This is a genomic window from Acinetobacter sp. ANC 4173 (assembly GCF_004331255.1).
Taxonomy (GTDB): Bacteria; Pseudomonadota; Gammaproteobacteria; order Pseudomonadales; family Moraxellaceae; genus Acinetobacter.
The window spans coordinates 75,839-95,604 of record NZ_SJOF01000010.1 but is presented as its reverse complement, the minus strand read 5'-3'; the positions used below and the strand labels follow the sequence as shown (position 1 = coordinate 95,604).

General features: G+C 39.7%; 23 protein-coding genes and 1 pseudogene. 17 read left to right on the top strand and 7 right to left on the bottom strand.

Features of this window, described 5'->3' with window-relative positions; translation table 11 throughout:
• Positions 1–33: 33 nt before the first annotated feature.
• Positions 34–348 (bottom strand): Asp-tRNA(Asn)/Glu-tRNA(Gln) amidotransferase subunit GatC, encoded by a 315-nt coding sequence (gatC, locus tag E0H94_RS12490; protein WP_100242180.1) that lies wholly within the window; start codon positions 346–348, stop codon positions 34–36.
• Between the two features lie 132 nt (positions 349–480).
• Here gatC and E0H94_RS12485 point away from each other — a divergent pair, with 132 nt between their 5' ends.
• From E0H94_RS12485 to E0H94_RS18495, 6 genes are all read left to right on the top strand, one after another.
• A complete protein-coding gene (locus E0H94_RS12485; protein ID WP_131326819.1) occupies positions 481–1,527 on the top strand; it encodes a rod shape-determining protein in 1,047 nt (348 codons plus the stop codon).
• Positions 1,528–1,541: 14 nt separating this feature from the next.
• Positions 1,542–2,399, top strand: a complete 858-nt coding sequence (mreC, locus tag E0H94_RS12480; RefSeq protein ID WP_131326818.1) for a rod shape-determining protein MreC — start codon at positions 1,542–1,544, stop codon at positions 2,397–2,399.
• Positions 2,386–2,877, top strand: a complete 492-nt coding sequence (gene mreD / locus E0H94_RS12475) for a rod shape-determining protein MreD (protein ID WP_131326817.1) — start codon at positions 2,386–2,388, stop codon at positions 2,875–2,877. The genes mreC and mreD overlap by 14 nt, the downstream gene beginning before the upstream one ends.
• Positions 2,865–3,431, top strand: a complete 567-nt coding sequence (locus tag E0H94_RS12470) for a Maf family nucleotide pyrophosphatase (RefSeq protein WP_131326816.1) — start codon at positions 2,865–2,867, stop codon at positions 3,429–3,431. Before mreD ends, E0H94_RS12470 begins: the two co-directional genes overlap by 13 nt.
• Before the next feature lie 39 nt (positions 3,432–3,470).
• Positions 3,471–4,925, top strand: a complete 1,455-nt coding sequence (rng, locus tag E0H94_RS12465; RefSeq protein ID WP_131326815.1) for a ribonuclease G — start codon at positions 3,471–3,473, stop codon at positions 4,923–4,925.
• A gap of 140 nt (positions 4,926–5,065) precedes the next feature.
• A complete protein-coding gene (locus tag E0H94_RS18495; RefSeq protein ID WP_016165343.1) occupies positions 5,066–5,239 on the top strand; it encodes a PA1571 family protein in 174 nt (57 codons plus the stop codon).
• A gap of 59 nt (positions 5,240–5,298) precedes the next feature.
• On the opposite strand, the gene E0H94_RS12460 is transcribed toward E0H94_RS18495, so the two are convergent.
• Both E0H94_RS12460 and E0H94_RS12455 read right to left on the bottom strand, forming a co-directional pair.
• A complete protein-coding gene (locus E0H94_RS12460; protein ID WP_131326814.1) occupies positions 5,299–6,678 on the bottom strand; it encodes a WS/DGAT/MGAT family O-acyltransferase in 1,380 nt (459 codons plus the stop codon).
• Positions 6,679–6,851: 173 nt separating this feature from the next.
• On the bottom strand, positions 6,852–7,586 hold the full coding sequence (locus E0H94_RS12455) for a phosphoadenylyl-sulfate reductase (protein WP_131326813.1): 735 nt from the start codon (positions 7,584–7,586) through the stop codon (positions 6,852–6,854).
• A gap of 201 nt (positions 7,587–7,787) precedes the next feature.
• Between E0H94_RS12455 and thrH the strand changes: the two genes are divergently transcribed.
• On the top strand, positions 7,788–8,405 hold the full coding sequence (gene thrH, locus E0H94_RS12450; protein ID WP_131326812.1) for a bifunctional phosphoserine phosphatase/homoserine phosphotransferase ThrH: 618 nt from the start codon (positions 7,788–7,790) through the stop codon (positions 8,403–8,405).
• 59 nt (positions 8,406–8,464) lie between these two features.
• Here thrH and E0H94_RS12445 read toward each other — a convergent pair whose 3' ends face one another.
• From E0H94_RS12445 to E0H94_RS18965, 4 genes and pseudogenes are all read right to left on the bottom strand, one after another.
• Positions 8,465–9,646, bottom strand: coding sequence for an OmpP1/FadL family transporter (locus E0H94_RS12445; protein ID WP_131326811.1), 1,182 nt, complete (start codon positions 9,644–9,646; stop codon positions 8,465–8,467).
• 336 nt (positions 9,647–9,982) lie between these two features.
• On the bottom strand, positions 9,983–11,209 hold the full coding sequence (locus E0H94_RS12440; protein ID WP_131326810.1) for an OmpP1/FadL family transporter: 1,227 nt from the start codon (positions 11,207–11,209) through the stop codon (positions 9,983–9,985).
• Positions 11,210–11,659: 450 nt separating this feature from the next.
• On the bottom strand, positions 11,660–12,385 hold the full coding sequence (locus E0H94_RS12435) for a YgfZ/GcvT domain-containing protein (protein WP_131326809.1): 726 nt from the start codon (positions 12,383–12,385) through the stop codon (positions 11,660–11,662).
• A 238-nt stretch (positions 12,386–12,623) separates the two neighbouring features.
• A pseudogene (locus tag E0H94_RS18965) lies at positions 12,624–12,907 on the bottom strand (Mpo1-like protein); the annotation flags it as partial.
• A 461-nt stretch (positions 12,908–13,368) separates the two neighbouring features.
• Here E0H94_RS18965 and E0H94_RS12425 point away from each other — a divergent pair.
• From E0H94_RS12425 to E0H94_RS12380, 10 genes are all read left to right on the top strand, one after another.
• On the top strand, positions 13,369–14,256 hold the full coding sequence (locus E0H94_RS12425) for a DMT family transporter (RefSeq protein ID WP_131326807.1): 888 nt from the start codon (positions 13,369–13,371) through the stop codon (positions 14,254–14,256).
• Positions 14,257–14,829: 573 nt separating this feature from the next.
• A complete protein-coding gene (locus E0H94_RS12420; protein WP_131326806.1) occupies positions 14,830–15,393 on the top strand; it encodes a DUF4256 domain-containing protein in 564 nt (187 codons plus the stop codon).
• A gap of 43 nt (positions 15,394–15,436) precedes the next feature.
• A complete protein-coding gene (locus E0H94_RS12415; RefSeq protein WP_131326805.1) occupies positions 15,437–15,679 on the top strand; it encodes a DUF6868 family protein in 243 nt (80 codons plus the stop codon).
• A 93-nt stretch (positions 15,680–15,772) separates the two neighbouring features.
• Positions 15,773–16,471, top strand: coding sequence for a DUF1003 domain-containing protein (locus E0H94_RS12410; RefSeq protein WP_131326804.1), 699 nt, complete (start codon positions 15,773–15,775; stop codon positions 16,469–16,471).
• 126 nt (positions 16,472–16,597) lie between these two features.
• Positions 16,598–17,263: an RluA family pseudouridine synthase gene (locus E0H94_RS12405; RefSeq protein ID WP_131326803.1), complete on the top strand. Its 666-nt coding sequence runs from the start codon at positions 16,598–16,600 to the stop codon at positions 17,261–17,263.
• Between the two features lie 84 nt (positions 17,264–17,347).
• Positions 17,348–17,716, top strand: coding sequence for a ribonuclease E inhibitor RraB (locus E0H94_RS12400; RefSeq protein ID WP_131326802.1), 369 nt, complete (start codon positions 17,348–17,350; stop codon positions 17,714–17,716).
• 110 nt (positions 17,717–17,826) lie between these two features.
• The gene (locus E0H94_RS12395) at positions 17,827–18,273 is read left to right on the top strand and encodes an SRPBCC family protein (RefSeq protein ID WP_131326801.1); all 447 of its coding nucleotides are present in this window, start codon (positions 17,827–17,829) and stop codon (positions 18,271–18,273) included.
• Between the two features lie 14 nt (positions 18,274–18,287).
• Complete coding sequence (locus tag E0H94_RS12390; RefSeq protein ID WP_131326800.1) at positions 18,288–18,632, top strand: DUF2004 domain-containing protein; 345 nt, start codon at positions 18,288–18,290, stop codon at positions 18,630–18,632.
• A 35-nt stretch (positions 18,633–18,667) separates the two neighbouring features.
• Positions 18,668–19,030 carry a DUF488 domain-containing protein gene (locus E0H94_RS12385; protein ID WP_131326799.1) on the top strand — a complete coding sequence of 121 codons (363 nt, stop codon included), beginning with the start codon at positions 18,668–18,670 and terminating at the stop codon, positions 19,028–19,030.
• Positions 19,031–19,076: 46 nt separating this feature from the next.
• Positions 19,077–19,694, top strand: a complete 618-nt coding sequence (locus tag E0H94_RS12380) for a class I SAM-dependent methyltransferase (protein ID WP_131326798.1) — start codon at positions 19,077–19,079, stop codon at positions 19,692–19,694.
• Positions 19,695–19,766 lie beyond the last annotated feature (72 nt).

Below are 19,766 nucleotides of genomic sequence, written 5' to 3'. Positions count from 1 at the left end.
TAATTTAAAAAAAATGGTTCAACTGAGTGAAAATTATTCAATCACGCGTGGTACAAGGTACAAGCCTGCTTCAGTTGCAGGTGCAACAGCTTGATATTCTTCACGATGATTTTGTTCAGTCACCACGTCTTCACGTAACGGCTGTGGATTGTCGAAAGGGCTTTTCAATGGTTCAACACCTTCGGTGTCGATGCCTTTTAAGGTTTCCATCATGCCTAAAATTTTGTTTAAACTTTGAGCATATTCAGCAGATTGCGTATCATCTAGCGACAAACGAGCAAGATTGGCGATCGCTGAAACGGTTTGAGCATTTAAATCTGCTGAATGCTGAGCATCCGATGTAGACATAACATCACCTAATCAGTATTAAAAAATTTCAAAATATCGTGCGTTATAATAAGCGATTGACTTGTTCAAAGCATCACATTTAGTTAAAGTTGCGACCTTGCGTCCATATAAAGTTAAACTGAGAACGACCCCGTGATTCTAAAACGACTAATTGGCTTGTTTTCGCCAGACCTCGCCATTGATTTAGGTACAGCAAATACACTTATTTATGCACCAGGACGAGGCATTATATTAAATGAACCAACAGTTGTGGCTATTCGTCACAGTGGTTCACAAAAAATTGTTGCCGCTGTTGGTCTTGATGCGAAGCAAATGCTTGGTCGTACGCCTGCGAACATCTCTGCAATTCGCCCAATGAAAGACGGTGTAATTGCTGATTTTGAAGTGACTGAAACCATGCTAAACCAATTTATTGGTAAAGTGCATGAAAAGCGTTTATTTCCACCTGCACCACGCGTTGTGGTGTGTGTCCCATGTAAATCGACATTGGTTGAACGTCGTGCCATTCGTGAGGCTGTATTCAATGCAGGCGCACGTGATGTCCGTTTAATTGAAGAACCGATGGCTGCTGCAATTGGTGCAGGTTTACCTGTGGAACAAGCATGCGGTTCAATGGTGGTAGATGTGGGTGGTGGTACAACTGAAATTGCGATCATTTCGCTTCAAGGTTGTGTTTATGCCGACTCTTTACGTGTTGGTGGTGATGTGTTTGATGAACAAATCATTAACTATGTACGTAAAGCACATGGCTGCGTGATTGGTGAAACCACCGCAGAAAACATTAAGAAAGAAGTAGGCATGGCTCTACCAGACGAAAATGGTAAAATTTTAGAAATTGAAGTTCGTGGTCGTAACTTGGCAGAAGGTGTGCCACGTGCCATTACGGTAACTTCAAACGAAATTACCCAAGCGATTTCTGATCCTTTACAAAGCATTGTTTCAGCAGTGAAATCTGCATTAGAACAAACGCCACCTGAATTATCTTCTGATATTGCAGAGCGCGGTATTGTATTGACAGGTGGTGGTGCATTGCTACGTAACCTCGACAAATTATTGGCTCAGGAAACTGGTTTACCAGTCGTAGTTGCTGAAGATCCTTTAACTTGCGTCACTCGTGGTGGTGGTAAAGTTTTAGAATTCTTTGATAATCCAAATCACGACATGTTATTCGTTGGTTAATTAAGGATTTGGCTGTGCAAACAAATTTGTTTTCTAGGCAGCCCCCATCATTTCGCTCATTTATCATTGCGGTTGTAACATGTTTGGTGGTGCTATTTTTTAACTGGCGCTTACCTCTTGTGATACAGCCTGCAAGAGATGTCTTGTATGCGGCATATAATCCCATTTATGCCTTGGCAAGTTATCCTGTATTGTCCAGCGAATGGTTGACTCAGCAGACCAAGTCTGAGGCACAATTACGTCGTGAAAACACGGCCATGCAGGCGGAGTTGCTACAAGCCCAAGTACGTTTGCAAAAGCTGTCCGAACTTTCTGCTGAAAATACACGTTTACGTGGTTTACTCGATACGCCTTTAATTATTGATGGTCGAATGGAAATTGCTGAAGTCATTGGGACGGATGCGGATCCATTACGCCATATTATTGTGATTAATCGTGGTTCAACCAACAACTTGAAAGTTGGACAAACGGTACTGGACGATAAGGGGATTATGGGGCAAATAATCAATGTGTATCCACACAGTAGCCGTGTCATGCTGCTTTCCGACAAAGATCATTCTTTATCGGTACGTTTAGAATACACAGGTATGCGTGCTATTGTTTCAGGTACAGGTGATTTAGGACATCTGAAAATGGAATATGTTCCGACCAGTGCCAATATTAAGGTGGGTGAAAAAGTGTATAGCTCGGGTTTAGGGGCGCATTTCCCAGCAGGATATTTGGTCGGTACAGTGTCTAAAGTGAGTCGACATACAACGGGTGAGTTTGCACAGATTGATGTGGTTCCCGCGGCACAGTTAGCCAGTGGTCATCATGTTGTGGTGCTGTTTTCCGACTCATTAGCGATGGAGCAACCACATGCCAATCGCTAAGTTACGTCAAGAAAAACGTCAAGATCCGTTATTTCCCATCATCTTTTCAGTGATTGTTGCCTCTGTGCTAATGGTTTATCCATTGGCCTATGCTGTTTCGGGCTGGCGTCCATTGTTTATGATGATGGTGATGCTGTTTTGGGTGCTGTGTCAGCCAACATGGTGTGGTGTCTGGTTTGCCTTCGGTACTGGTATTTTTGTTGATTTGTTGATGGATGCACCACTGGGCTTGAATGCCTTATGTTTTGTGGTGATTAGTTTTGTTACGCGGTTTTTGATTCGTGAACGCCGTGTACTGACTTTTGCCAACCTGTGGGTTATTGCAGCGCTGGCAATTCTAGCCTACCTATTTATGATGTGGGTGGCACAAATTATGGGGGGCATTCAGTTTCCATTTGCCCGACATTGGCAACCATTACTCACCAGTATTTTGCTGTGGCCATTGGTTTATTTTGTACTGAAAAAATGGCGCATCTAGTTCTTGCCTCTAGCTCTCCCCGACGTCGTGAGCTGCTTCAGCAGCTCAGTCTAGACTTCTTCATTTATAGTCCTGAGATTGATGAATCTGCGTTTGAGAATGAAACTGCAGCAGATTATGTTCAGCGTTTGGCGTGTGAAAAAGCGTCGGTAGTACAACAAAAATTTCCAAATGCCGTCATTATTGCCGCAGACACCAGTTTGAGTGTGGATGGTGAAATTTTGGGCAAGCCAGAATCAAAAGACCATGCCTTTGAAATGTGGGCAAAAATATCGGGCAGAAAGCATGATGTATTTTCTGGGGTATGTGTACGTACATCAGCGCAAATTTCAAGTATAGTGGTGCGTACCCAAGTCGAATTTCAAGTGCTGAGCCTGAAAGACATGGAAGACTATTGGGCAACAGGGGAACCCGAAGGGAAAGCGGGAGCTTACGCCATACAAGGGCTTGCTTCGCGTTATATTCCCCGTATTGAAGGCAGTTATACCAATGTAGTTGGTTTGCCGTTACATGAGACAGTCGAGTTATTCAAAGCCATTAAGCTATTAAATTAATGGTGAAACAAAAATTTTTATAATGTTTTGAGTCTTATTATGTCTGACGAGTTACTGATTAATGTCACACCGATGGAGTGTCGTGTGGCGTTAATTCAAAACGGTACAGTCAACGAGTTATATGTTGAACGTACTGTAAAACGGGGTTTGGTAGGAAATATTTATAAAGGCAAAGTGGTTCGTGTTTTGCCAGGTATGCAGGCGGCTTTTGTCGATATTGGTCTGTCGCGTACTGCTTTTTTACATATCAATGATATGATCTGGCCACGGAATCAGCCTATTCCCAATGTTTTTGAGTTATTACAGCCCGGGCAAATTCTGACGGTTCAAGTCATGAAAGATATGCTGGGAACCAAAGGTGCGCGTTTAAGTACCGATCTTTCTATTCCTTCGCGTTATTTGGTGCTCATGCCTTTTGGTAATCATATTGGTGTATCGCAACGAATTGAATCGGAAGGAGAACGTGAGCGTCTACGTTCTATTATTGAGAAGATTCAAGCCCAACACGAGTTACCTGGTTCAGTCATTGTACGTACTGCTGCGGAAGGCATTGATGAAGCCTCCATTGCGCAGGATATGGCGTATTTGGCAAAGTTGTGGGAATACATCCAACGTAAACAAAAAATTATCGCGGTACCTTCTCTTATTTTTGAAGAATTGCCCTTACCACAACGTATTATTCGTGATTTAGCGAATGAAAATACCGTAAAAATTTCTGTTGATTCTCGTGAAATTCATGCGAAATTGCAGGAATTTGTGGCTGAGTTTGTGCCGAATATGCAGAGTCGTCTGATTCACTATCCTGGTGAACGTCCGATTTTTGACTTATATAATGTTGAAGAAGATATTCAGAAAGCATTGCAAACGCGTGTTGCCTTAAAGTCGGGTGGTTATTTAATGATTGACCAGACCGAGGCCATGACCACAATTGATGTCAATACGGGTTCCTATGTGGGTGGCAGAACACTGGAAGATACCGTGTTTAAAACCAATATGGAGGCAACGCAGGTGATTGCACGCCAGTTACGTTTACGTAACTTGGGTGGCATTATTATTATTGATTTCATTGACATGCAGGAAGCTCAGCATCGTGAAGAAGTGATGAATCAGTTTGATCGCATGTTGGAACGTGACCATGCTAAGACCAAAATTACGCAGGTTTCTGAGTTAGGTCTGGTGGAAATGACGCGTAAGCGTACCCGTGAGTCCTTAGAACATTTGTTATGTGAATCTTGTCCGACGTGTCAGGGACGTGGTTATGTCAAAACAGCAGAGACGGTATGTTACGAAATCTTTCGAGAAATCTTACGATATACCCGAGCTTTTGAATCACAGAGTGGCTTTACTGTTGTCGCGCATCCTTCTGTGATTGATCGCTTACTTACGGCAGAAGCGCCAGCTGTGGCGGATTTAGAGCATTTCATTAATCGCGTGATTAAATTTCAGGTGGAAAATTTATATACGCAAGAGCAATACGATATCATTCTGAGCTGAAATTGTAACAGGATGTCGTTAAACACTTGTTACAACTGAAATTTTACTTTCGAGCTGGTTTTTTCAATACTACTCATACCAAGTAGCCAAACTAAATTTTCATTTTTGGAGAATTTGGTCTTAGCAAGAAGAGGTGTGAAATGGGCATGAGTGAAAAAATTATCAAACAAGGTATCAAGCACGTGCTAGATAATAAAAACGTACATACGGGTTATATCGTAGACGAACAAGGCAAAGAAACTCAAATTACAACTGCCATGGTTCGTTCGGTATGCCATCAATTGCTGAAACAGTGTCGTAGTATTAAAGCTTAAGGGGCTCACATGAAGCCCCTTAATTTATTTTGCAGTATTTTGCTGTGCTGTTTTAGCGGTTAACTCACCGCTTGCAACTTTGGGTTTTTTACCCCAACAATACTTTCAAAACGTTGAATTTCTTCTTCCAAATGTGTCAACAAGTTTTGCATTTTAGGTAGTGCAACACGGCATGCCGTCAGACCAACTTCAAGTTTATCCAAATAACTGGTCATAGTAATATTGAGCGCTTGACCATCTAAGATAATGGATGCTGGATATAAGGCATCTAATTTGGCGCCATTCCAATACAAAGGTTCACGTGGACCTGGTACATTAGAGATAACCAAATTGAATGCCTGACGTTTTGGCATTAAACCTGAGGCAATATTTAAGCCTGCGGCTCCATATACAAAAGCACTATAATTCATGATTTGGTTTGAGTTCATGCGTTTAAAGCGTTCTTTTGCATTGAGGACACTACGACGAATAATCTGCAAACGTTCTAAAGGATCTTCTTTATGTGTGCCTAAATTCGCCAAAATCATGGTAATTCGATTCGATACTTCTGAATCATCATCACGAATAGAAGCCGGAACCATGGCAATCAAAGGCTTTTTGGGTAGGGCATTTTGACTCAGTAAATATTCACGTAATGCACCAGAGCAAATCGCCAATACCACATCGTTAATGGTGACATTTAAAGATGTCGCAATATGACGCAGACGATCAAAATCAAAAGACTGGGCAGCAAAGCGGCGTGATGAACTGACACGCTGATTCAAAATACTGCTTGGTGCTTGAAAGCTAGACACATAGTCTGGGTTACGGCCCATATCCTGCATCACTGTTTTGGAAAGTTCCCGCATCACGATAGGGGTTGCTTCAACCTGTTGCTTCAACCCAGTGATGATTTTTTTCATGCGGCTAACTTTCGCTTCTTTTATGCGTTTTGCACGAGGGCCTTCAACACACCACGGTGGCACAATGCTTTTGGCATGTGGATCGTGAGATAGCGATTTTTCGACTAGACGCATACCCGCAATACCATCGACCATGGCATGGTGAATTTTAAAATACATCGCAAAACGGTTACCTTCGATTCCCTCGATGATGTAACACGTCCATAAAGGCTTAGCTCGATCAATAAGGGCGCTATGCTCTTGTGAGATATAGGTCAATAATTCACGAATGCGTCCAGGATGGGGTAAGGCAATATGGCGAAAATGATGATCAAGATCAAACTCTTCATCTTCATCCCATAACAGACCATTTAATTTATTGTTAAATGGTGGAATAGGAATAGATTTTGAGTTACGAATATCCGCAACCAAATCTTGTAGAAAAGTTTCAGGTGCATGTTCAGGAATTTGGAAAAGAAATAATCCCCCAACGTGCATAGGTTGCTGCCGTTTTTCTAATGTTAAAAAAATAAAGTCAATGGGGTGTAATGGGCGCATAGTATTGATTGCCTCACTGCAATTTCTGTGGTGTCTCCTTTCTGAGGCACCTTGTTAGAATTATAAAACTTGATTTGAGTATAGCGCCTTTTACTTAGAAAAGTTACGGCTTTATATGTCCATCAATCTTAAAAAAAGCCACTGAATAGTTCAGTGGCTTTGGGTTGACAAAATTATTTTGATAAATTACCTGCATGTAATCCGCATTCTTTATGGGTCGCTTCTTCCCACCACCAACGACCTTCACGCTCATGTTGATTGGGCAATACAGGACGCGTACATGGTTCACAGCCAATTGAAATAAAACCACGCTCATGTAATGGATTGTATGGGACTTCCATCATACGAATATAGCTCCATACTTCTGCACTTGACCAATTGGCTAAAGGATTATATTTAATTAGCTGTTTGCCTGGTCCAGAAAAGCCAACATCAGATTGAACCACTGGAATTTCAGTACGTGTACCTGGACTTTGATCTTTACGCTGACCCGTAATCCAACCATCTAAAGTGGCCAGTTTTTTACGTAAAGGTTGTACTTTACGAATACCGCAACATTCTTTATGGTCATCTTGGTAAAAACTGAATAATCCTTTTTCATTCACGAGTGCTTGTACGGCTTCAGATTCTGGGAAGCAGATTTCAATATTAACATTGTAATGTTTGCGCACAGTTTCAATAAATTGATAGGTTTCTGGGTGTAAACGCCCTGTATCTAAGCTAAAAACACGGAATGGTTTACCCAGATTGGCAGCCATATCAATCAGTACAACATCTTCAGCACCTGAAAATGAAATGGCAATTTCACCTTCTTGATTCAGGGCGAGTTCCAAAATTTCACTTGGAGATTTATCTGCATATTCAGATGCAAGTGCATCAATATGATCGACAGTAGGGATAGCAGTCATGAGAGTTCCTGGCTATAGGCTTGGATACTTCAAAACCTATATTAAAAGATTTTGAAAATATTCTAATGGAATTGAATATTTCTGCTTAGCATAAAAAAATAAATGCTTATGAAAAAAATAGATTTAAAAAACAGCAACTACTGAATCATAAGTTGATGCTATTATAGTCCAAATTTTTTTCATAGACAGTTGGGAGCATTCATGGAAGTCGTATGTCTTGATTTAGAGGGTGTGTTAGTTCCAGAAATTTGGATTAACTTTGCAAAAAAAACTGGAATTAAAGCGCTAGAAGCGACAACACGTGATATTCCTGACTACGATGTGTTGATGACACAGCGTTTAAATCTTCTTAAGCAACATAATTTAGGCTTGGATGATATTCAAGAAGTGATTGCGGAAATGGGACCCTTTCCAGGTGCGAAAGAGTTTGTTGAATGGGTCAGCACGCATTTCCAACTGATTATTCTTTCAGACACTTTTTATGAGTTTGCACATCCACTGATGAAACAATTGGGTTGGCCAACTATTTTCTGTCATAAGTTAGAAACGGATGAGCAGGGGATGATTTCTGCTTATAAATTACGTCAACCAGACCAGAAGCGTCAGGCAGTTAAAGCGCTTCATGGTTTGAACTTCCGTGTGATTGCCGCGGGCGACTCATATAATGACACCACAATGTTGGGCGAAGCAGATCATGGTTTCTTGTTTGATGCGCCAGAAAATGTGATTGCTGAATTTCCACAATTCCCAGCAATCAATGGTTATGATGCGTTAAAAGAAGCCATTCGTAAGGCATCTGTACGTGATATTCCTGCTTAATTCTATAAGATTAAAGCAAAAAAAAGACGGACTTTGAGTCCGTCTTTTTTATTTCAAGATTAGAATTTGTAGCCAAATTTCAATCCGTAAGCAATCGCTTCATTATCAGAGAAATCCCCCACGACATTACCGCCAGTTTGTGCCTTAGCATCACCTAACCAGAAGTACTTAACACCAGCTTGAACAAAATAATTTTCTGCTGGGCTATATTGACCGCCCAAGCCTGCACTCCAATAGCCTTCAACTGGGCCTAAAGTTGTTACAGGGTTGCCTGCACCTGAATCCCAACCTGCTGATACAGAGCCAGACCATTTTTTATTGAATTTATGACCGAGGCCGATTGTTGCAGAAATTTGATCATCAGAATAATCGATCAGATTTTGTGCTTTGCCTTTTGCGATTTTAGATGCAGTTGCTAAAGCCGCTGGGCTTACTGCAAATTGATCCCAATGTACCCAACGTACATTTGCGAAAGCTAAAGTATCTTTTGCAACACCAGTTTGAAAGTCCACATTCACAGACTGTGGCGTGACGACTTCAGTTTGGCTGGTGACAGAACGTAAGTCTACGCCACTTGGTAAAGTTGGTAAGTAATTCGGTGGAATATAGATATTTGAAGTTTCTGTAGTATCTAATTCGTGTTTAATTTCAGAGCGGTAGGTTACCGCTGCTTTTAATGCAATTTCTGGAATTTGATACGCTGCACCCGCTAACCAACCATAAGCCTCGTCTTCTTTTAGGTTAATGTCATAACCAGAAAGTAAAGAGTAAGCTGCACCACGTAAAGAGACATCACCCTTTACCGTTTGATAAACAGGACCTGCATAAAAATTCCAGTTTTCAGTTGGTTGGTAGCCGACAATAAGGGATAAGTTATTGGTGCGAACTTTAACACTCGTACCTTCTACGCCATTACCAAAAGTACCCGCCTCAGCAGAATATTGAGAGTCAGCCCCATAAGGTTGATCATAAATCAAGCCAAAAGAAAAATGTTCGGTTGCCTGAACTTTCAGTGCAGCCGATGGGAAATAATAGTCATCCGCCATGTCTGTTACAGCAGCTCCGGTATTATTTTTACCACTTACATTCGGGTCTAAAATACTGATTGAAGCTTCAGCATAGTTGCCTGATTGCAAAAAAGGCAGGATAGATTGACCAGAACGATCAAGACCCGCTGCAAATGTAGAAGTGGTAGGAATAAGACAGAGTAAAATTGCTTTTTTAAGGGCTGTAAGTTTCATGGATATTTTCCCTGATATCACTTTGTAACTAAAAGTTAGGGGAAGGTAACACAAATTAAAAAAGAGTAAATGCACTATGCCGTTTATTAATTGAACTAGCTCATACACAAAAAGTGCTTGAATAGAGTAAAAATACTAATGGTACGTATGTATATTAATGATTTATATATAAAAAATTAGAGCAATTAGTTTAATTGTAGAACTTTTGAAGTGAATAATTAAATGCTTAATTAAGAAACACTTGGCTAAGTTTGATAGAAACTTAAATTTATAAAATGATACTTTTTGCCAAAAAAAAGACCATCCAGAAGGATGGTCTTTTGAATGGAATATGAATTAGAAGCGGTAGCCGAGTTTTAAGCCGTAAGCAATTGCATCATTGTCAGAGAAATCTGCAACATAATTTGATGTACCAAACTGTGCCCCAGTTTGTGCTTTAGCATCGCCTAACCAGAAGTATTTCACACCACCAGCAATGAATGTTGCAGGTGTAGGGCTGTATTGAACACCTAGGCCAAGGTTCCAATAACCTTCTGTTGGGCCTAGTGTTGTTACAGGATTACCTGCACCAGAATCCCAACCTACTGATACATTACCTGCCCATTGGTCGTTAAGTTTACGCCCTAAACCTACGTTTGTTGACCATTGATCATCAGTGTATGCAACTAAATCGAAGCCATTTGGATAGCCTGGAGCCAGTTTTGATGCAACACCAAATGCATAAGGACGAATTGAAAAGTCTTTCCAATTTACCCAGCGTACATTTGCAAAGGCAACTGTATTTGCCATGATGCCTGTTTGAAAATCGAGGTTCACAGATTGTGGAGTTGTAATGTCAGTTTCACCCAGACCATTATTCAGATTAATAACGGTGCCAAGGTTTTGACCTAATGGTGCAATTGAACTTTCTTCAATTGTAGTTTTATGTTCAATTTCAGATCTATAGGTTAAAGATGCTTTTAAAGCAATATCTGGAATTTGGTAGGCAAAACCCGCTAACCATCCAACAGCGCCATCTTCACTAATCTTAGCGTTATAACCACCGAAAGTCGTTGAGCCACCGTACGCAAGTCCACGTAATTGAACATCCCCTTTGACGGTTTGGTAAACTCCGCCACCATAAATATTAAAATTTTCATTTGGTTGGAAACCGAAAATCATTGAAAGATTCTGCGACTTGACCTCAACTTTAGTTGCTTCAGAACCATCATGAAATAACCCCGAACCATTTAACGCTAATGCGGGATCAGAGGTTGAATATGTAGCATCAGCACCAAATGGTTGGTCGTAAATTAAACCAAAAGAAAAATGATCAGTTACTTGTAATTTTAGGGCAGCATTTGGGAAATAATAATCATCTCCCATGTCAGATAGGGTTGAGCCATTAGCATTAGCTGTACCAGAAACACTTGGATCAAGGATTGAAATACCTGCTTCAAAATAGTTGCCTGGTTGTAAGAAGGCAGAAATAGATTGTCCTGAACGGTCAAGTGCCGCAGCAAATGCTCCAGCGGTTGGTAATGCTGCGAGAATCATTGCGGTAGTTAGAGCTTTTAATTTCATTCTTTTATCTTCCCTTGAGGTACACGATTTTTATGCATGTTGAATCATGCTTTTGTTAATTCTGGAATTTTTGGTAGGTCCGACCAAAATCATATTGTTACTCCATGTGACAAAAATAACACAATTAAAATAAGAGTAAATGCTCTAGTAGAACTGATTAGTTCAAAAAAACGTCTAAATAGAGTAAAAATGCTATATTTTATCAAAAATTTTATTTTAAAGTATTGAAATATAAGTATTTAATTAAGGGGTTGTTTGGGTTTTGAAAAAATGTAATTGAGTGAAAAATAACCAAAAATAGGGATTGTATAATCATATTGGTTAGGATTGCTTGCGAATGAATCAGTACGCAGAATATTTTTAAATATTTATTTTTTATATTATTTTTATGAATTTTCAAAAGATCGTATATGTGATTCATATACGATCTAGAAATACATTTAAACAAAATTAATGAACAGGTCTTGCAACATCACCATTCAATGCTTCTGGCAAGTTTAAGATTTGTAAGCCTAACTCAGTCATTGCAGCTGGTTTGGCAACGACTAAGGCTTGATAGCCATCGGTTGTCGGTATGCTATTGATGACTTCCACATCCTTGTTAAGTTGTGTCGCTGGAGCAGGAGCTTCACCGTGTCCTTGAACTAAATGTAGCCAATGTTTAGGTTTTGCTTTAAACCAGAGGCGAGCCACAATTTCTTGACCTAAGTAGCAGCCTTTATCGTAGTGAACCCCTTCACGTTGGTGTAAACGTAATTCTTGAGGTTGGAACATATGTTCGGTGGCTTGGCTAATCCAAGCTTGTCCAGTTTGAATCGCTTGTAATTGCCAAGTTGGAATATCGGTTTCTGATGTTGAAAACTCCGTATGAATATCGACAACTGTTGGAAACACGATGCCAACAGGTTCGAGTTTCATCTTGGAAAATGCACCAAATTTTCGAATATGTTTGGCAAATTCTTCGCTTTGATCGAGTGTGGTCACAATTTCAAAACTTTCATTATTTATTTTTTTCAGCCATAAGCCAAAATGAATGCGACCTTTAAGATCACAAATTGCGGTATAGCGAGTTTGATTTTCAATTAGGCGTTCTACGTGTACGGTAACTTGACCTTGTAGAAATTTTTGCGCGTCTACACCATTAAGAGTGAAAGCCGTAAATGCAAGAGTACTCATGAAATGCTCACTTCAACAATTTATAGAAGAATTAATTCGCTTGATTTTCCACTATTTTGCTTGAAATTGCACATTTGCTTTACAGGAAAATATGAAAAGGAAATAGATTAAAATTTTCTTGGTTTTTTGCGAATAGGTCACAGCTATTAGATGACTATTAATAGAGGCTATTTCCAAGAATATTGTGAGGGTAGAGCAGACTTATTAGACCCTTAAATAAGTCTGCTTCAATGGAGTTTTACCAATCGACTTTGCCGACTAAAATGCCTTTATACATTTTAAAGTTACAGATTAAGCTAAAGAAGGGCTGTTTAAATGTTGCAGGTTTGTTATGTTCAAAAAAGAAGTGACCGACCCAAGCAAAACCATAGCCCACGACAGGTAAGGTCCAAAGTAATTTGGCATTTTTCTTCATGGCTACGGTTGCAGCCATGCCAATCATGTGTAGCATACGAAATGCAAACGACGGCAAGTTGAGTCTGTATGTTGTGAAAGATAACAAGGGTAGAATTCTTTGAGCGTTTAAATACAACCATCACTGCCGACAATATCTGGCTGTGTGAATAGATCCAGACTAGGAGCTTTATGGCTATGTACACGCCGCATTACAGGGAAAGCAGATGTGTTCATTTCCTGCGGATTGTTTACAGCTATTTAGGGGGTGAGCTTATACAATTGAGATTAGGGGCATTAATATTGAGCAAGTGAAACAATTGTTATTGCATATTTTGCAGCTTATCTCCCCGCAAGTAACTCATTTACCGTGAGATGTCCGTATTTTAAAAGCATGTGAATATATTAAACAGCAAGTACCACAGAATATTCCTACAGCGGCAGATATTTTGGCTCATGTCGGTTTTTATTAGTGAGTCCTCTGTTCAGCCAAAGTAGCATCACACCTATTGAGTAAATGGAAACTAAAGCTCGAAAAGTGAATTTGAAGCGAGTAAATTAACGACCGAATTAGAGATGAAGTTAGAGCTATGGCAATTGCTTGGGTATTATTTACGATTATGGCTGCATTTATGCAGGCTTGGCGTAATGCTTTTCAAAAGCAACTTAGTACCACCGTTGATGTCTATGGCACCACCTTAGCACGTTTTCTCTTTTCTCCAATCTTTGCTTTCAGTTACCTCGCTATTTTATATCACCAACAACCTGTCACAGCGGTTGTGAATTTTTCAGTACATTTTTGGCTATATATTGTGGTTGCAGGCGTGAGCCAAATATATGCAACTGCCTTAATGGTGAAATTGTTTCAACAAAAGAATTACGCGATTGGTATCGGACTGGCAAAAAGCGAAGCCATTTTGGCTGCACTCATTGGCGTCATGTTGCTACAAGAACATTTAACGGTTTGGGGATGGCTCGGGGTACTGATTGGTGCAATTGCCGTGTTCTTACTGAGTCAAGGAAGCCAACAGACCAAACTCTCCATCAAAACCTTAATGATCGGATTAGGCAGTGGATTATGTTTTGCCATTACCTCTTTATTGGTTCGAGAAGCCAGCTTAGAACTTGCAATGCTGCCTTTTTTGCATCGTGCAGCGTGGGTGTTGTGTATTTTAATTGGCTTCCAATGTGTGATTTTGTTGTTGTACTTAAGTTTATTTAGCAGAAAAACTTTGTACCACATGGGGCAGCGTGTCGGACTGACCTTTAAAGTCAGTGTATGTAGTTTCTTGGCCTCTTTAGGCTGGTTTAGTGCCATGAGTATGCAGACCGTGGCTTTGGTGAAAACTCTAGGACAAATTGAAATTCTATTTAGTTTATTGATTTCTTTATATTTCTTTAAAGAGAAATTAGCACGTTCTGATCATTTGGGGCTATTTTTGGTGATTTTGGCAGCGATTATGGTGATTTGGGCATAATGAAAAGTTGTGTGATTTTTTTGGTAAAAAAACGCAAATTATGGTTAAAAGTGAAATTAAACATTCATTAAATTTTATTAAATGAAAATTAATTCCTTATATTTTTATTATTGTGGGAAATATGCTTAAAAATCATAAAAATTTATGGATTTTAGGAAAACAATCCCAATAGAATCTGCCTACACTATATCTCAAGGGTGTGATGGGGATCGGAAAGAGTAGTTTGCTACCAGTTGCGTACAACGTGAGTGTAGTACTTACCCAAAAGGTCTCGATTCGGCTTAGGACGCTATAAACTAAAAGTTTATAGGCACAAGGTTATGATTTACAAAGTCATGGTTGTTGAAGTAAACCACTGATGTTTTCCCTTGACACCCTAAAAAATTTTTTAGAATAAAATTGAATAAAAATATAAGTTTAAAAATATTTTATAGTCCATTCTAGTTTCGTTTTTTATATAATGCCCATCTACATTTTTACGTCATTTACAAATTTAGACGATGTTTTTTTAGCTCATTCAGTAACATAATAAGAGCGTATTCCCCCAATAATCTAATAAAAAGAAGAGCAGAAATGACGAGTCATAACTTAGATCAGCCATGGGGTGATCAGCAACTTTTCATCCGTTTACAGCAACGTTTCGAGCAGCATGTTTTAAGACATCCTCATCTCACCTGGCATGAAGTGTTATGCCAACTCCAAGCGCAACCTGAAAAAATTCAAAGTTTGCACTGGATGGAGCAAACAGGGGGCGAGCCTGATCTTATTCAATTTGAACAAAACAGCGATGAATATTATTTTGTCGATTGTGCGGAGGAAAGTCCCAAAGGTCGCCGTAGTTTATGTTATGACGCAGAAGCCTTGGCTGCTCGGAAACAGAATCCACCACAAGACAGTGCAGTGCATTTAGCACAGAAAATGGGCACTACGCTACTCACAGAACAGCAATATCATCAATTACAGCAGTTGGGAAATTTTGACCAAAAAACATCAAGTTGGGTGAAGACGCCTGAGGCTATTCGGGCTTTGGGCGGAGCATTGTTTTGTGACCGTCGCTATGGTCAAGTATTTACTTATCATAACGGGGCTGAATCTTATTATGCTGCGCGAGGTTTTCGTGTCGGGTTAGAACTTTAGCTCATGACGTGACTATTGAACGTGAAGATAGAGAGTAATACATATGGATATGCAATTATTACAGCAGGTATTGGGCTGGTGTTTGGCTCTTAATTATCTCATTTTATTGATTTGGTTTTTGGTTTTTATCTATGCCCGAACGTGGATGAAAAGCTTACATGGTCGCTGGTTTAATCTGAATGATCAAACTTTTGATGCAATTCATTATGCTGCGATGGCGGTCTATAAAATTTTAATTATGGTGTTTAATTTGGTTCCATTTATTGTTCTATCTCTTTTAAGTTAAATCTGACATTTGTAGTGTTGCATTAATGGAAGTGGCTTCATTTAAACCGAAAATTGTTATGATGGAGTCAAAATAGAAAACGAATTAAAAAAGATGACCGATAGACAAAATCAAACGTGTGCAGTGTGCAAAAAGTCATTTCCTTATAAAGCATTGGTCTCTGGGCATATTATTCGTGATGTGATCAGCGATGAGATCAAAAAAGATGAACCAGATTGGTCATCAGACAGTTTTATTTGTCGACCCGATTTGACCCACTATCGGATTCAGTATGTACATTCGTTGTTGAAATCTGAAAAAGGTGAGCTGACCGATTTAGAGCGTGAAGTGATTAGCAGTATGCAACGGCATGAACTCATCACCAAAAACATCGAAACTGAATTTGATCAAAACTGGACAATGGGAGAGAAATTGGCAGATAAAATTGCCAGTTTTGGCGGCAGTTGGATTTTTTTAATTTGTTTCGGCGTTTTTTTAGTGCTTTGGATTCTTTTAAATACAGTGGTGTTATGGGTACATCCAGTCGATCCGTATCCTTTTATTTTATTGAATTTGGTTTTGTCTTGTTTGGCGGCCATACAGGCGCCGATTATTATGATGAGCCAAAATCGACAGGAAGCCAAAGACCGTTTACGCTCGCAGCACGACTATCAAATTAATTTGAAAGCAGAATTAGAAATTCGGCATTTACATGAAAAAATGGATCATTTGCTGTCACATCAATGGGAAAGGCTGACACAAATTCAGGAAATTCAATTAGATTTACTGTCAGAAATGAATAAGCATCGCTAAATATTTGTAGATTCTTGATGGAGAAAGTAGCACTTTGGGATAAATAAAATGACTGAAAAGCAGAAAAATTGACAGTCTGAATTGAGCTTGATATTTTGCCCGCATTGTTTGTCATCCCATCTGCTCATGCCTCTTAATGACCACTTCGTTTATACCCCGCCACAAGAACCTTTGCAGATTATTTATGAAGATGCAGACTTGGTGATCATTAATAAACCTGCGGGTTTGCTGTCGGTGCCTGGGCGTTTACCTGAACATCATGATAGTGCTTATTATCGTGTTTTAGCGCAATTTCCTGATGCGAAAATTACCCATCGTTTGGATATGGCGACCTCAGGAATTTTGATGTTTGCCAAACATCGTGATGCCGAAGTTGCGGTCAGCAAAATGTTTCAAGCGCGAACGGTGACCAAACATTATCAGGCATTGGTGCAAGGTCGGATTCAGCAATCGGGAAGTGTAGAAGTCCCTTTAATTACGGATTGGGAAAATCGCCCACGTCAGATTGTGCATTTTGAATTGGGTAAAGCTGCTAAAACCTTATTTGAACTGATGCACTATGATTCAATGCAGGATATCAGCCATGTATTGTTAACCCCGATTACAGGACGCTCCCATCAATTACGTGTGCATATGCAATATATTGGACATCCCATCACTGGGGATAAACTCTATCATCCAGAACCCTTGCAAAGTCCTTTAAAGCGCATGGCATTACATGCCAGCCACTTGACATTTGTCCAGCCACTCAGTGGAGCGTTGGTCGATATTCAGAGTTTAGCTGCATTCTAAAAATATCTATTTGGGGGGCTTAAACTGTCATAAAATCATGCTAAATTACGTTGAATTAATAAACAAAAAAGTAGGGATATAACAATGAGCCGCAACTATGAATTATTTCCAGATGATGATAACGGTAATGTACTGTGGCAAATGTATGAAGACGGTAATGATCTAACCGATCTACACGAAATTGAATTTTCTATTGTTTTTACAACCCAAGATCAGGCAGAAAAATGCGCTGTGCATTTATTGCATGAAGAACAAAAAATTTCGCTGTTTCAAGAAGAAGTCAAAAATGATGGCAGTGATTTATGGGTATTGAACGTTCATGTCAATATGATTCCTGAATATCAGGATGTTCAAGATTTAGAAGAGTGGTTCGTTAAAATTGCCGAAATGTTCCAAGGTGAATATGACGGTTGGGGCTGTCTGAGCTATCTCTATGATTATGATGACGAGTAGCGAGATGCCAAAGTAGGTGGTTGCTGTGTAATTCATACTCAAGTTATACATAAGCCACCTCGACTTACCGTACACTATTTGAAACCAAAGAATAAAAATATAGGTGTCCCATGTCGAATACGGTTCAATTACATCGCGTGTTTAATGCGCCACCGGAGCGTGTTTATCGGGCATTTACCACAGCAGATGCCTTAGTCAAATGGATGGCACCCCACGGTTTTACCGCACATGTCGATTTGCTTGAGGTGAAGCCTGAGGGCAAATATCGCATGTATTTCACTAACTTTTCTACAGGCACACGCATTGGTTTTGGTGGCACATATCACGAAGTGGTTCCAAATGAACGGTTACGCTATGTTGATCAATTTGAAGATCCAAACATGCCCGATTTAATTGAAGTCGAAGTTCAATTTAAAGCGGTCTCTGTGGGGACGGAAATTCAAATTACACAATCTGGCATACCCGATGTAATTCCCGTAGAAGCGTGCTATTTGGGCTGGCAAGAGTCTTTACAGTTGCTGGCACTCCTGATTACGCCTGAAATACCTGATGGATAAATGGTAAGGATGTTATGCAAACGTTTAATAATTTTAAGGACAGAGAACAGAAAGCTCGGAATGCGATTTGGCAAAGCTATCTGCAAGATGTCGGTTTAGATAATCAAGTGCGCTTGTATGTAGAGCATCATCTGCAAGAAATCTCTTCGCAGTATTGGCAGCATCATACTGGGCTCACGCGCCCTGAAGCGAAGCAGGTGATTGAGTTATTATCGACCCAACGCTTTTTGGACTTTCATTCGGTTGAAGAAAATGATGATTCGATTGACTTTAGTCTGCCAGAAAATGTGACTGACTATGTGCTATGTGTCTCATTTGATGAAGATGGAAATGTTGAAGATATTAGTATGGAAAGTTAAATGAGTTATTTATTTTCTCATCGCTAAGGAAATCAATGCAGATACAAATCAAGCGTGCCTATAGTCCTGTAACCGCAGATGATGGATTACGAATTCTAGTGGATCGTCTATGGCCAAGAGGCATTAAAAAACAAGATGCCAAGATTGATCTTTGGCCCAAAGAGATTACACCGTCCACTGTTTTAAGGCAGTCTTATCACCAAGATTTAATTGGCTGGGAAGAATTTCGAGCAAAATATTTGCTGGAATTGAGGCAACATCCTGAAGCACTCGCAGAATTACGAGGTTTAGTCCAACATCATAATATTAGCTTGATTACTGCGGCAAAGAATGCAACCCAAAATCATGCGGTGGTCTTGAAGCATTATTTAGAATCCCCTGAAGAAGAAAATACTTAAAATATAATATATTTTTTATAATTGAATCGTTGTTGGGAATGCCGACATGTCAACAGAAACACATTGGAACAGGGTTTATACAGATAAAGCCGTGACGCAAGTCAGTTGGTTTCAGTTACATGCAAGTCAATCGATACAATTGATTCAGTCTTTGAAGTTGGACTTTAATGCTGCAATTATTGATGTTGGCGCTGGCGCATCGATACTTGCTGATGAGTTACTCGATTTAGGTTATAACCATTTAACTGTATTGGATATATCGAACATGGCTTTACAGCAGAGCCAACAGCGTTTAGGTGATCGCGCTCATTTGATTGATTGGAAGGTAGCAAACCTTTTAAGCGTGGAACTCGAACCAGAAACTTATCAAGTTTGGCATGATCGTGCTGTATTTCATTTTTTGACTCAACCTCAAGACCAAAAGCGTTATATACAGCAAGTGAAAACAGCCGTACAGCCTTTAGGGTACGTGATTGTAGCTACTTTTGCTGAAGATGGCCCTGTACAATGCAGTGGATTAGAGGTTCAACGTTATAGTGTTGCACAATTACAGCAACAATTTGCTGAACCCGATTTCCGTTTCATTTCGAGTGTACAGGACGTGCATATCACACCCAATCAACAAGCTCAGAAATTTAATTATGTGATATTTCAAAAGCGATAATTTGCAGAAATACCCATATGGAATTTAGGGTTATCAGTAATTTTACAGTACACTAAGCTTTATTTTTTTGAG